Here is a 12,814-nt window from a genome sequence, read left to right as displayed (position 1 = left end):
GATGGATAATCAATTAAATTATCAAGAAATATTAGGGTTAGCCGTGCATGCAGTACACAATCAAGATTTCGTGACTGCACTTGAGCTTTGTAAACGAGTTGATAAAGACAATATGCCCGATCAGGCCCTGAATTTAATTCATGCCGCCATTCTGAATCAAATTGGCATGTTTTCAGCGTCTGTCGATATTTATCAAACTGTGATCTTCAATGAACCAGAAAATCAGCTGGCAAAATTTCAATTAGGAATTGCTTACTTTTGGCGAGGAGACTTCTCTGAGGCTGAAAGTCTCTGGGGCGACTTGCCTTATTTTGTGAATTTTACGGCTGCCTTGCTGGAAGCGAAGCGGAAAAACTATACCGAAGCGGTTCGATTCCTTCAGGCCTTTATGGCAGAAAATACAACGTATCCAGATTTAAACACGGATGCTTTTAATTTAGCGGAACAATTCCAGAAAATGATTTCAGATGCGCAAGCTGAGCAGTCGGCTTCTGCGGAAAGGACTTCCCGACGAGCCGATCAGACATCCGCACAGAATGAAGCCGCGTCACCTCTCAGCCATCAGGAACATTCAAAAGACGTTCCTGCCACTTCACTGAAAGATGTCAATGCACTCTTATCGATTTATAAAGATGACTAAACCAGGCGTGAGAGGGTAATTGGATGGAAACAGTATCGGTTCAGCTCAGAAAAAAATCATGTATTCATTTATGGTCAGCACCATCGGTTGATGCTGAAGCATTTCATTATCATGTCAGCGGAGAGGGTGAGTTTCTGGAAGGGAGAGCGGATCGCTACGGCATGCTGGGGTCTGGTCGCTGTGCGATTGTGAATGGCGGGCTGGTGAAAGGCGTCGGACCGACCCCTTTGGTCAATCAGGAACGGCATTTCTATTCGACTGGTGGATTGATCATTACAGATGCCGTGATCGAAGTGATTTACCTTGAAGCCATTTCGCGATTGATTCCAGATGCCATTAAACCCTTATCCGTTTCATTTACCGATCAGATGGAAGAAATCAATCTCGAGTCCGCACTGGAAGCCGGGTACGATTTAGATGAGGTGCCGCTGGAAAGGAAAATTGATCACGGTTGTCTGCTTGCCAGAGAAATCCCTGTTCGGGTTGCCCATCTTTATCCGATGAATTTAACGCGTGAAGAGATACTGAGCTTTTTGGTCGCGCATAATCCTGAGATTGCAGATGCCAAACCGTGCTTCATCATTCAGAAATTTATCCGGAAGGTTTCAGATAATCTGGCGATTTTATTTATGAATCGTTTTTCTGTCGGGACAACGGCCATCAGTAATTTCAGTATTCATGGTGTGCCTTTTGACGTCGCTTCAAGTTCATTTTTACGTGATTTCCGAAACTGCTGGATTGCAAGCGGGAAAATTCCGGTCTGGGAAGAAAACCGGTTCATCCTGAATGAGCTGGTTGCGTATATTGTCGATTTTCTGGGCATTTTTGATATTAATCATATTGATGAAGCGGTCGAGATGATTGATGAAACTTACGATAAGCTCGACTGGATCTGGGAATCTTCTTTGAAACGTGCTTCGTTACTGATATTTGGTTTAACGCTGGAAGAGATTGACCAGTTCGATGAGGCGTCTGCAATGCCGCTTCAGAACGCGATTCTTGCTTATCTTCAGAAAGATACGCTGGAATACGATTTATATGATGGTGATATAGCGGACTGGCGCGCGCCCAAATGGGTGGGGCTGAATTTTGAGGACGAGTTTCCTCGGTTACTGAAGGAGGGTATCCCTACTTCATTTGAGCCGCTGAATCAGGCGTTCAAAGCCTTTGATTTCGGTTTCACGGATGAACACATTCGGCGGTGTCAAAAAATCTGTGCTTCCCGTTTGCCGCTGACCAATGTGCCCACACTGGAGTTGAAACTTCGTAACCTCCGAAACGTCAGTGGTGATATCAATCTGGACGGTTACCGTGAAGTGCTGGATGAAGCACTGGCCTATCTGGATGTCATGATTTGATTTGTCAGCATCCCGCCTGATGACAATCAACAATAGATGCTGGCTGGCTTACCGAGTGAAATATGCGCGACTTTATCGAAATTCTTATCATCACCTCATCAGCGATCACCTGCCTGATGGCAATCATCCTGCTGTTGACTTATCTCATCCGGAAACCGGAGGAACTGCCATCTGAATGCTTGCCTGCTGTGACTGTGTTTGTTCCTTTTTTTAATGAGGAGCAGTCTGTGCTGATTAAAACATTAGACAAGCTGGAACAGCAGGATTACCCGAGTCGAATTCAGGTGTTGCTGATTGATGATGGTTCAACGAATGATGCCTCTGCGGCGGTGCTGTCCTGGTTAAAAACAACCCGGAAGCATCGCTACGCGTATTTGCGGCGGGAGAAAAACGGAGGGCGCAAGGGATATGCGCTGGATTATGCCCTTGAATCGGGGTTAGCCGAAGGGGAGATCTATGTGGTGGTCGACAGTGACACTTACATTGAGCCTGACGGTATTCTGGAGTTAGCCCGAAAGATCTGGAGTGATGAACGCTATGCTGCTGTTTGCGGCTACATTGCACCGGAAAATCACCAAAGTTCGCTGCTCGCGAAATTACAGCATTATGAACATATTGGTTATTACGGCGCGATTCGCTGTGCACAGGATAAGCTTGGCATGGTGCCGGTACTGGCGGGAGCCTTTGTCGCGCACCGTGCTGAAGTCGTCAAAAAAATCGGTGGCTGGAGTGAATGGCTTGTTGAAGACATTGCCTGGTGCTGGCGGGCCATCGCACATCAATACCGAACCGGTTATGCGCCACGGGCCGTGGCGAAAACGCAGTGTCCAGTGACGCACTCAGGATTATTTAATCAGCGCAGACGCTGGGCCCGGGGTCGAGTGGAAGCATTTTCAGCAGCCTGGCATGTATCCCCGTGGTCTGGTGTTGCCTCGACCCCCTGGTTTTTAATCACCACACTTCAGTATATTTTTCCGCCGGGTTTACTGTTAATTCCTGTACTGATTTATCTGAATATTCTGTTACCACTGGTCCTGGGCTGCTTTACTTTGCTCATTTATTTGCTGCTTTATCAATGTTATGCACGGCATTACCGAAATCAGGTCACTCAGACCCATCGGGGATTGCTGTCTATCGCTTTTGCAACCATGTTGCTGGAGCTGATTGTGTGGTTTCCCAATGTTCTGGGTTATCTGGATGAACTGATGGGGAAAAAGAAAATGTGGTTAACCCGGTCGTAAACAGAAATTGAATTCACACTGAATGACGGCGTATGTTCTTTGGCGTGAGGTAAAATACTCTGTCATGTTTAATGAACGTATCATTCAGGATTTACGGGTCACAAAGAATGAATTTCAAAATGATTTTTATCAAAGATGAGGATGTCCGTTCCTGAATACGACAAAGATGATTAATTGAAGTATTTTTTGATTTGGCTGCATCGATGATGCGGCCTTTTTTATTTCTGAATCACATGATCTTTCTGGGTAACCGACGTCGCGAATAGCTCGCTGCCTGTCTTTGAGTTCGGAACGACAGATTGGTTTTCGGTTGAGCATGATGAAATTTCAGGGACACGGAGGACAGAACCTTAAACTGAATCCTTCTTTTTCTAACCAGCCTCACTTTAATTAGACCTGACCTGAAACCTTCATTGGCGCTGAATACGAATCAAGCTATTCTACTGTTCTCATTGAATATTGTCAGGGAACGGGAATGCCTTCACCCCAGTATACTTTTGATGCCAATTTGCCACATTGTCAGTGGTGGTTAGCAATTACTTCGCCACAAATCAGTTATAACCGGGAAATGTACGATTACGATATTCCCGGAATGAAGAAGACTCAGGATGGTCTTGAAGAATGGGCTCAAAGTTTTTCGAACTCCTGGAATATTGAAAGTCGTCGCGAATGGCATCAAATGATTCATCAACTGGCCATGGCTGATGTTCATGGCAGTATCTGGAGTCATGAATTCAGCCGACGCGCATGTATGACGAATGCACAATGGCTGCGCCGGATTGACGGGGTGGAGAGCGAGGTTGCGAAGGCAGAAATGCGTTATGTGGATGTTGTCTATCGTCATGTAGGCGAAGCGGGCTTCAGGGCGTGGGATTATTGCCGGGGATCTTTTCTGACCCGGGCCGGTTATGCCGTCGGGCAGGTGACTCAGGAAGAGTTTGCTTTTCTGCTGAATTATTTGTGTCGTCAGATCCAACATCATTTTTCCAGCTGGGAACAGTACCTTCAAAGTTTTATTTTCGGGCGAAATTACTGGGAATATATGAATGATAATGATGATGATCTGGTCAATATTCCTTACCTGCTGAATAACGGTTTCAATATTGGGGTCAGTAATTTCTTTGAGACGATTGAATCGGACCCGGATATTCCCATTCCGGCATTAGCATGGCATACGGCCTTACCGGAAATTCGGGTGCCTGAATCATTGGCGGCATTATTGAACGAAGAAAAAGAGGACTGAGCGTGAGTGTGTGGGACATCCTCGAGATAGAAGAAACGAACGATGCGCAGGCAATTAAAAAAGCCTATCGAGTAAAGCTGCGACAGCACCATCCTGAAGAGGATCCGGAAGGATTTCAGCGGGTCCGTGAAGCGTATGAGAAAGCGCTGGTGTCTTTAAATCAGGCCAGAGAAAACGTTCAGGAAACGGTCCCGGAGACAGTATTGGAACTGTCGATTGAAGATGCCGCTGACAGTCAGGCGGTACAGGAAGTCGGTGTGTCTGAGAGACAACCGGATCCGCATCACCCGTTTGAGGAAGCGCTCAACAGGCTTCTGGCAGATCCGGAACGTCGTTTTCAGCCTGAACAGTGGCTGAGCTGGATTGAACAGATTCAGATGTTGTCGATTTCTCAGCAACAGCATATCTCAGATGCAGCTGTCGACATTGTTCTGGCAAACCGCTGGTTGCCCGGCGAAGTCATTGAGTGGTTGTGGCAAGGACTAAGCTGGCAGTTGCTGCTTACCGGCACGCAGCAGCAAAGCGAAGTCGGAGAATTTCTGAACAGCTGGCGAAAACAGGAAATGTCCGTTGACCTGTCACATCTGAGTGTTTTGTCCGGCGCTGAACAGCGTGCAGCGCTGAGTTTTCTGCGTCCTTTCCATATTGCATTGGGGTACGGGGATACGGAAGCTCTGCGGCAAGTGGTGCATCAGCCGATGCCGGCTTTGGTGCTGCCCTCAGTTCAGTATCAGGTCAGTTTACTGCAAGCTTTCCTGGCCACAAATACTTACCCTGAAACAATCACAGGCCAGATGATTGAGCGCTTGATTGCATCACCTGCTGAGAGTCTGGCAATCGAGCAATGGGAAGTCATTGGGGAAATTAGTGTCCGGCTGGGCCATACAGAAGCAGTTGATCAGGTGACTGACCGCTTACTGACCCTGAATGCCTTTGCAGAAGTGGCAGAAATACAGTATCAGCGCACATTGGGTAATCAGAACATGCTGGCCTTATGTTATGCCTTCCTGCGGCAACAGTGGCAGCCGCTACCGCCGGTTTACTGGCGTGCGGAACGCAGGTTATTTCCGGCGCCTGAGTCAGATGTTGATCGCCGGCTTTTTGACTGGTTGTTCGGGCAACTGACTGAATATGATCATCCGGCGTTTAATCACCGGCTTGATTTTGCCGGGCTGGACGGCTTGCCTGCACTGATGGTGAAAGCCTTCTGGGCGGGCCGATCAGGCAGTTGGGCCTGGATCGAAAGTCTCAGGAAGCAGCTCTCCACAGCGGAAACTGACGCAGATTCAACGCGGTTGGTAACGCTGACACTGCACTGGATTGAACAAAAACTGGCCTTGCAAACGGGCTGCCTGTCGCTGCGGCAGAAACTTTCGTCTTACGAAACAGATGCATTCTTTGATGTGGAGCCTCTGACGGGTGATGAAGTCAACTCCCAGACAAAGGCAGAATGGCTGGAATGTGTCATCCGTCATCCTGTTATTCCGGACAGTTGGTTTTACCGGTTAATGGATGAGGAAATTCTGGTCCGGGAAGAGCTCTGGGAAGTGTCGTCTTATCCCATGTATGCGGACTCACTCAGCTTTTTCAGATGTGCAAATCCGGACTTCCGTTTGTCCAGTTGCTGGCAGGATAGACCTTTTGAAGGCATGTTTGACTGGACACTGTTCTGTTTCACACACATGTCACCTGTGGGTCTGGCCAGACAGGCAATTATTGATGCATTACCATCATTGCCTGAGTCACAACGGGACGGACCCTTTGCCAAATTACTTCCGTTTGCCGCACAACCGCAGACCTATCTGCCTGATGCGCTCCGGGCACTGGATGAACATCCGGAACAGTTTGTGTTCCGCTCCATTCTTGATGCTCAAATCACTTTGCTGACGCGGACCTGTGATCAGCCACAATTAACTGAACTGGCCAAAGCCGGAGAGGTCGCAGCATGTTGCGCCCTGTCTCGTCTACTGGAGCGTGAGCATTTCGATGAGGCGATTGTTTACTGGAATCTTACCGCTGCGGCGCTGGACCGACACCCGCATTTTGAGGATGCGGTTGCCTGGCAGCAGCAGTCGTTGCTGCGGCTGAGAGCTGAGAAAGGGCTGGAACAAGAAAGCTATCTGGTTACTGAACCAGGCTTTATGCATGCTCTGTTGACGAAAGATAAAGCGTGGTTTATCCCTCCTGCAGAGATGGCGGATTACTCTCCGGTTGATGAGGCAAAGAATTTTCATTATCCGATGTATCATTTGCTGACTCAGCTTCATCTGGGACTAGGCGAAAAAGGGTACGATCTTTCATCGTTGAAGATGTTCTCGCATCGGCGTGAGTTACAAACGGATCTGCAACGCGAGACTACGGATGTCGCCATTGCGCATTTAGAAGCGATGTATCAGCGTCGGCTTGAACAGGATATTCAGGTGAAAGGTAAAAAAGCTGTGGCATTCAGCAAAATAAACTTGCTGTGTTTGCTGGTCGTCTTTTGTACCGCCTGGCTGTTCTCATTTCCTTCCACATTTGGTGAGCTAGGGAAGCAAGACATTTTTCACCTCAGCCATTCAGGCCGCTCCTTTGCGAAACTCTTTTTTACCCCGCTTTTTGTTTATCTGTTATGGCAGATATCATCTGCAATGATTGAAAAACGGAATAAATATAAGTTTGTCCTTTATTCCGGAGCCGTGCTGTGGGTTGCTCAGAGCTCTCAATCTTTGTTTTGCGCGATTGTGACGATAGTGACGCTTTTTTCAACCACCTATGGATTAACCGATCTGCTGGCAAATGGGGGGTGGGAGAAAAGAGTTGTGAAATCCCGGATAGTAAACTTACGTAAGGTGCTTGGGTTAAAAGAGAAAAAGAGATAAACCACAGGAAAGAGGCCAAATGGCCTCTTTTTTATTTGGCGGCGGCAAATTGTAAAATAAATGTTGCATAGAACATGCGTTTGAAAAGATTGCATAGATTTTCATCAAAAACTGTCTTGATAAATAATTATCCAGATAATTCAATTGATTAGACTGAGCTAATCAAGTAAATTCTGTCAGAATTTTGACGGGTGTTTCTAATGTTCCACTGCTGGGTAAGGTGTTTTTTATCAGTGGTGAGTTCAATTTTTCAACCTGATAAATGGTGCATGTGGTGAAAATAAAAGATGTGCATAATTAATGTACATTATTGATCAAATAGTGGGGAAATAATGAAAACAACAGTGAAATATTTGAAAGGGATTGTCATTTTTTGTTTTGCTCTTTTTCTGTCTGCGTGTGCGGTTACGCCTCAGCCAGCTGTCCAATTGGATAAAAATCTGCTTTCAAAAGATATGAAAATTGGTGTTGTTTATATTCAGCCAGCGGACAAGCCGACAACACATATTTTTGGAGCAAGTTGTTTGCTTTGCTACGGTGTTGCTTCGGCATTAACAAGTGATCTCGATACGCATCTGGAAAGCACATTAACGAATGAAGAACTGGATAAAATCAAAGATCTGGTCCTGTCTGAGTATGCATCAAATTCCAATCAGGTAAAACTGGTTGACTTGGGTATGAATATTGAGGATCTGAAAGATTCAGATAAGGGGCTGGGTTATGCACAGAAAGACTTTACGAATCTTAAACAAACGATGAACCTGGATGTACTGGTTGTATTGCAGATTTCTCAGCATGGCGCATATCGTAGCTTTAGCAATTATTTCCCGAATACTGACCCTCAAGGCTATGTACGCGGTTTATTATATGCCGTTGATCTGAACACAAATGCTTATGTTCAGTATTTAGAGATTAATGAAAAAGTACAGCCGAAGGGTAATTGGGATGAACCGATGAGTTTTCCAAGTGTAACAATGTCCTATTATCAGGCTGTTGAAAATGTGAAACATAATATTCAACAAGCGATTTAAGCAAGCAAGGTTAACAAATGAGATTATATCAATTCCTCTTGACGTTAACCGCGGTTTCACTGGTGGGGTGCGGCAGTACCCCTTACCGGGATGACTATGCGAGATATACCAATCAGCTGTCGAATAGTACCATTTCAGAGTCTGAATTTCAGTTCAGTTTTGAGGATGCCACATTCGTTGATATGCGGGGCGTATACCTGCCTGATGATTCAGTGGATTCGACGCCGATGATGTACCAGGGAGGTGCTGGAGTTGTCGGGTTGCTGGCACAAGTCGGTACTCATTCCGCTATCATTCAGTCCCAAAGAACTGAAAAACTGGCTCAGGAACAGGAAAAAGCCAACCAGAAAATCTTACCGCTCATTGATGTAACCAAAGATATTCCTTTAGCAGAACTGGTTGGGGAGTATGGGACGTCTTTATTTCAAGTCGCACCGGAAATGACTCAGACGTTCAGAGTCAAGCCTATATTTTTCAGTAATACTGACATGAATAAGCTGTCTTTGAAGTCGATTGTATGGTTGCCAAATGAAGATAATACTGATGTCACGTACAAGAATCTGATTCAGGTCTATGGACCTCATTTAGATGAATCGCAACGAAATGCTATTTTAAATGGCGATCGTAAACAGTTAGCACAATTATTATCTTCTATGCTAAAGGGGACAATATACATCATTAAAAATGAGCTCAGTGGAAAGTATACTTCAGCGAAATCGAAGCAGCAGACCTTCCTGATAGAAAATGATGCTGGGGTAGAAGCCATTCGGGGCGCAGTTATTGAGGAGAAATGCGGATATCAAATCATCAAGGATATTCGCTCGTGGTACATCGCGTATCCTAAGCCAGAAACGACACTTCAAAACTTTACAACGCAATGCTGAAAAAAAGGGGAATATGCCATCATATTCCCCTTTTTTGTTGGCACGTTTTCAGTGTGTTAGTGAAATCCCCACATCTTCAATTGTTGCTCGATGTTTTTTCTCACATCGTTGATGGTTGACTCATGCTGGCTTTCCAGAGCCTGTGTGAAGTGCAGAATAAGCTGTTCGACCATTTGTCTTTCATGGGCCAGTTTTTCTTCATACAGCCTGTTGAGCCTTTCTGTCAGGGCAATATTCGGCAGTTTATCCCGCGGATGTGATTTGAGTTTGGCAAGCCGCTCATGGCTGGCGCGTTTGTCGGCATCGCTCATGCCGACAGGTGTCCGATCAATCACTTTCTGGATCGTGGTGTCGGTGGACAAAATGGTGACGTCGACTTCCAGCAAGCCATTGATGTCGTAACTGAAGCGCACATCAATAGATTCGGCTCCGGCCCGGTTGGCCGGTACTTCAATCTCAAAATCACTGATGAAGATGTTTTCACGCGCCCAGAAACGTTCGCCCTGATACAGGGCAATGCGAACTTTGGTTTGCTGATCGTAGGCTGTACTGAAGCGTTCTACCCGGGATGTCGGGATGACTGTATTCCGTTCAATGATAGGGCTGAACACATCCGTCTGGCCATCCCGGTTGGCAGCAATCCCCAGACTGAAAGGGCAGACATCGGTCAGGACGATTTCTTCAACTGCCGCGTCACGCAAACGACAGGCTGCCTGGGTAGCCGCACCCATGGCGACAACCAGATCGGGATCGAGCGTATTCTGCCCGAAGCGCCCAATCAGACGTGTCGCCAGTTGTTGTACCTGACGAAGCCGGGTTGCTCCGCCAACGAAAATCAGCTCATCAATGTCTTCTGTACTGATACGGGCATCACTCATTGCGCGACGCAATGGCTGAGATAATCTCAACAGGGTGCTTTTCCAAATCTCTTCCAGTTGAAAGGGTGTGAGGGAAAAGTCCCGGTTAAATGGCTCCGCAAGACGAATGATGAAGTCCGGATCGTTTTGCTTTTTCGCTGCTTCACACGCACTGACGATTTTAGCCATGTCGTACAGACTGAGATCTCGCGCGTTTGCTTTTAGCTGATCGATCACATATTCAGCGAGCTGACGGGTAAAATCTTCTCCGCCGAGTTGGTTATCACCAGCGGAGGCACGCACATCGACAAAACCATCCTGATGTTCCACAACCGTCACATCAAAGGTCCCGCCACCAAGATCGAACACCAGAAAACGACGCTCATGGGTTTCGTGCAGGCTGTATGCAAGACAGGCGGCTGTGGGTTCATTGATGAGTCTGACGGCGATCAATCCGGCCAGCTCAGCGGCTTGATGTACCTGCTTCCGTTGCTGGTCACTGAAGTAAGCCGGAACAGAAATCACCACTTCTCTGACACTTTCACCGAGGAAGGTTTCAGCATCATCTTTCAGGGATCGCAGAATTAATGAACACAGTTCAGTCGGAGTGTAACGTGCTTTGCCGAGCTGATAGGTTTTCTCTGTGCCCAGGAAGCGTTTAAAGGCTGAGGCAGTTTCCTGCGGACGTGTGATCAGGCGGGAGCGTGCCGCATCACCAATGAGGACTTGCCCTTTTTCATCAATACTGACTACAGATGGGGTTAGATAACTTCCCAGTGCATTGGGAATGAGCTCAGGCTTTCCGTGACGCCAGACAGCAATGGCACTGTTTGTTGTGCCTAAATCAATGCCGATGGCCAGTTCATTGTTCTTAATCACACTTTCATCCACTGCTTGCCACATGAAACATGCAGAATAGCAAGAGTTCAGTTTATCGCCAATGCATTGATTTCAAAGATGTGATGCTTTGAGAAAACCGGATTTGCTTCTGAATTTCTCATCGCAGCAATGTCCTTTGCGCCACCATGAAGACGGCGGTTGCGTCAGAATACTTGTACAAGAAATGTGTGATTGAACGCACAAATAATTTACTTAGCCTGCTAACTATATTATATTGCTTAGCATGCTAAGTAATTAAGGCGGTGAATGATGGTTCAGGATGTCAATATTCTTCGGGATTTGCCCGTGGCAGAGCAGTTAGGCCGGGTATCCCGGTTATGGAAAACAGTGGCGGATCGTGAGCTGGCCCCTCTGGGACTGACGTATCCTCGCTGGACAGCGTTATGGAAGCTGCAGCGGCTCGGAGACAACGTGAGCCAGAAGACGCTGGCAGAGGCACTGGAAATTGAGCTGGCTTCACTGATGCGCACCCTGAAACATCTTGAAGATCAATCACTGGTGACCCGCCGTTGCTGCGAGACGGATAAACGGGCCCGCATTGTCAGTCTGACCGATGAAGGGCGTCTTTTGATCAGTCAGATGGAAACCCGGATTTTGCAGGTTCGGAGCAGGTTGCTCAACCATATCAATGATCAGGAGTCTCAGATGCTGAGCCTGATTCTGGAGCAGATTGCCCATAACGCGCTCGATTTTCTTAGTCAGGATACTGACCAATCATCACCGGAGAAGTAAAAGCCTATGACCCCTGATCAGAAATTTGCGCGCTGGATAAAATATGCCTGTTTTGCGTTTGTATTTGTCTTCGGCTATTTCCTGATGGCCGATCTGGCCATGCCGCTGACCCCTCAGGCGATGGCAACACGTGTTGTCACGAAAGTTGCTCCGCGTGTCAGCGGTCAGATTACCGATATTTACGTCACCAATAATCAGGCTGTACACAAAGGGGACATCCTCTTTGATATTGATCCGGCACCATACAAACTGGCTGTTGAGCAGGCACGGCTGAAACTGGAAAAGGTAACTCAGAATAATGCTCAGCTGGATGCCTCGATTCAGGCTGCCCAGGCGAATGTGAAAGCCAACGAAGCTGTGCTGCAGCAGAAAGAGCGCGAAGCAAACCGCCTCAATACTCTTTTTCTCCGCAACGGTACGTCACGTCAGTTACGCGATGATGCGCAAAGTGCATCGTTAGCAGCAAAAGCGAATTTGGTTGCATCCGAAGCGCGTTTGCAAGAGCTGAAAGTCAGCCGTGGCGATACGGGGGCAGGTAACCTGAACATACGCGTCGCGAAGAACCAGCTTGAACAGGCTGAACTGAACTTGTCTTACACCCGGGTTGTGGCGAGACACGATGGTGTGATCACCAACCTGCAACTGGAAAAAGGTGCTTATGCGGTATCCGGAAATCCGCTGGTCGCGCTGGTTTCTGATGACGTGGATATCATCGCGGATTTCCGTGAGAAAAGTCTCCGCCATTTCTCGCACAACAGTCAGGCATTGATTGCGTTTGACAGCCAGCCCGGCCAGGTTTTTGATGCCCGTATCAGCAGCCTGGATGCAGGGGTCAGTTCGGGGCAGTTTGATGCCAATGGCCGTCTTGCCGCGCCAACACAGTCCAACCGGTGGGTACGGGATGCACAACGCATGCGCCTTCACCTCAGTGTAGACGGTGATTTCCCGGCGAAATTACCTGCAGGTGCAAGAGCGACAGTCCAGCTGGTGCCTGAAAACGGCATATTTGCCTGGTTTGCCCGGGCGCAGATTAAGTTTCTGAGTACGCTGCATTACATTTACTAACC

At 47.4% G+C, this 12,814-nt stretch carries 10 protein-coding genes; 9 read left to right on the top strand and 1 reads right to left on the bottom strand.

Translation table 11 applies throughout. The annotated features are described in order from the left end of the window. The first annotated feature begins 1 nt into the window (after position 1). The 7 genes from SPK40_RS05695 to SPK40_RS05665 all read left to right on the top strand — a co-directional run bounded on the left by SPK40_RS05695 (position 2) and on the right by SPK40_RS05665 (position 9,258). Positions 2 to 640 carry a hypothetical protein gene (locus SPK40_RS05695; RefSeq protein WP_330959714.1) on the top strand — a complete coding sequence of 213 codons (639 nt, stop codon included), beginning with the start codon at positions 2 to 4 and terminating at the stop codon, positions 638 to 640. A 23-nt stretch (positions 641 to 663) separates the two neighbouring features. Beyond that, positions 664 to 1,998 carry a hypothetical protein gene (locus SPK40_RS05690; RefSeq protein WP_330959713.1) on the top strand — a complete coding sequence of 445 codons (1,335 nt, stop codon included), beginning with the start codon at positions 664 to 666 and terminating at the stop codon, positions 1,996 to 1,998. Between the two features lie 62 nt (positions 1,999 to 2,060). After that, a complete protein-coding gene (locus SPK40_RS05685) occupies positions 2,061 to 3,239 on the top strand; it encodes a glycosyltransferase family 2 protein (protein WP_248139702.1) in 1,179 nt (392 codons plus the stop codon). Positions 3,240 to 3,714: 475 nt separating this feature from the next. Beyond that, a complete protein-coding gene (locus SPK40_RS05680) occupies positions 3,715 to 4,482 on the top strand; it encodes a DUF1266 domain-containing protein (RefSeq protein WP_330959712.1) in 768 nt (255 codons plus the stop codon). Positions 4,483 to 4,484: 2 nt separating this feature from the next. After that, positions 4,485 to 7,343 (top strand): J domain-containing protein, encoded by a 2,859-nt coding sequence (locus tag SPK40_RS05675; RefSeq protein WP_330959711.1) that lies wholly within the window; start codon positions 4,485 to 4,487, stop codon positions 7,341 to 7,343. A 332-nt stretch (positions 7,344 to 7,675) separates the two neighbouring features. Then, the gene (locus SPK40_RS05670; RefSeq protein ID WP_248139707.1) at positions 7,676 to 8,374 is read left to right on the top strand and encodes a hypothetical protein; all 699 of its coding nucleotides are present in this window, start codon (positions 7,676 to 7,678) and stop codon (positions 8,372 to 8,374) included. Positions 8,375 to 8,391: 17 nt separating this feature from the next. Beyond that, entirely contained in the window at positions 8,392 to 9,258 is an 867-nt protein-coding gene (locus SPK40_RS05665; protein WP_330959710.1) for a hypothetical protein, read from the top strand. Between the two features lie 56 nt (positions 9,259 to 9,314). On the opposite strand, the gene SPK40_RS05660 is transcribed toward SPK40_RS05665, so the two are convergent. Next, positions 9,315 to 11,018: an Hsp70 family protein gene (locus tag SPK40_RS05660; protein ID WP_330959709.1), complete on the bottom strand. Its 1,704-nt coding sequence runs from the start codon at positions 11,016 to 11,018 to the stop codon at positions 9,315 to 9,317. A 246-nt stretch (positions 11,019 to 11,264) separates the two neighbouring features. On the opposite strand from SPK40_RS05660, the gene SPK40_RS05655 reads away from it, so the two are divergent. Continuing rightward, positions 11,265 to 11,747: a MarR family transcriptional regulator gene (locus SPK40_RS05655; protein WP_248141603.1), complete on the top strand. Its 483-nt coding sequence runs from the start codon at positions 11,265 to 11,267 to the stop codon at positions 11,745 to 11,747. A 6-nt stretch (positions 11,748 to 11,753) separates the two neighbouring features. Then, positions 11,754 to 12,812, top strand: coding sequence for an HlyD family secretion protein (locus SPK40_RS05650; RefSeq protein ID WP_330959708.1), 1,059 nt, complete (start codon positions 11,754 to 11,756; stop codon positions 12,810 to 12,812). Positions 12,813 to 12,814: the final 2 nt, after the last annotated feature.

This window comes from Photobacterium sp. 53610, assembly GCF_036409375.1.
Lineage (GTDB): Bacteria > Pseudomonadota > Gammaproteobacteria > Enterobacterales > Vibrionaceae > Photobacterium.
The sequence above is the reverse complement of the archived record's forward strand: the minus strand, read 5'-3'. Positions and strand labels throughout refer to the sequence as shown.

Coding starts and splice junctions, on each gene's coding strand:
- SPK40_RS05695 (WP_330959714.1), top strand. CDS start 2: ATGGATAATCAATTAAATTATCAAGAAATATTAGGGTTAGCCGTGCAT.
- SPK40_RS05690 (WP_330959713.1), top strand. CDS start 664: ATGGAAACAGTATCGGTTCAGCTCAGAAAAAAATCATGTATTCATTTA.
- SPK40_RS05685 (WP_248139702.1), top strand. CDS start 2,061: ATGCGCGACTTTATCGAAATTCTTATCATCACCTCATCAGCGATCACC.
- SPK40_RS05680 (WP_330959712.1), top strand. CDS start 3,715: ATGCCTTCACCCCAGTATACTTTTGATGCCAATTTGCCACATTGTCAG.
- SPK40_RS05670 (WP_248139707.1), top strand. CDS start 7,676: ATGAAAACAACAGTGAAATATTTGAAAGGGATTGTCATTTTTTGTTTT.
- SPK40_RS05665 (WP_330959710.1), top strand. CDS start 8,392: ATGAGATTATATCAATTCCTCTTGACGTTAACCGCGGTTTCACTGGTG.
- SPK40_RS05660 (WP_330959709.1), bottom strand. CDS start 11,018: ATGTGGCAAGCAGTGGATGAAAGTGTGATTAAGAACAATGAACTGGCC.
- SPK40_RS05655 (WP_248141603.1), top strand. CDS start 11,265: ATGGTTCAGGATGTCAATATTCTTCGGGATTTGCCCGTGGCAGAGCAG.
- SPK40_RS05650 (WP_330959708.1), top strand. CDS start 11,754: ATGACCCCTGATCAGAAATTTGCGCGCTGGATAAAATATGCCTGTTTT.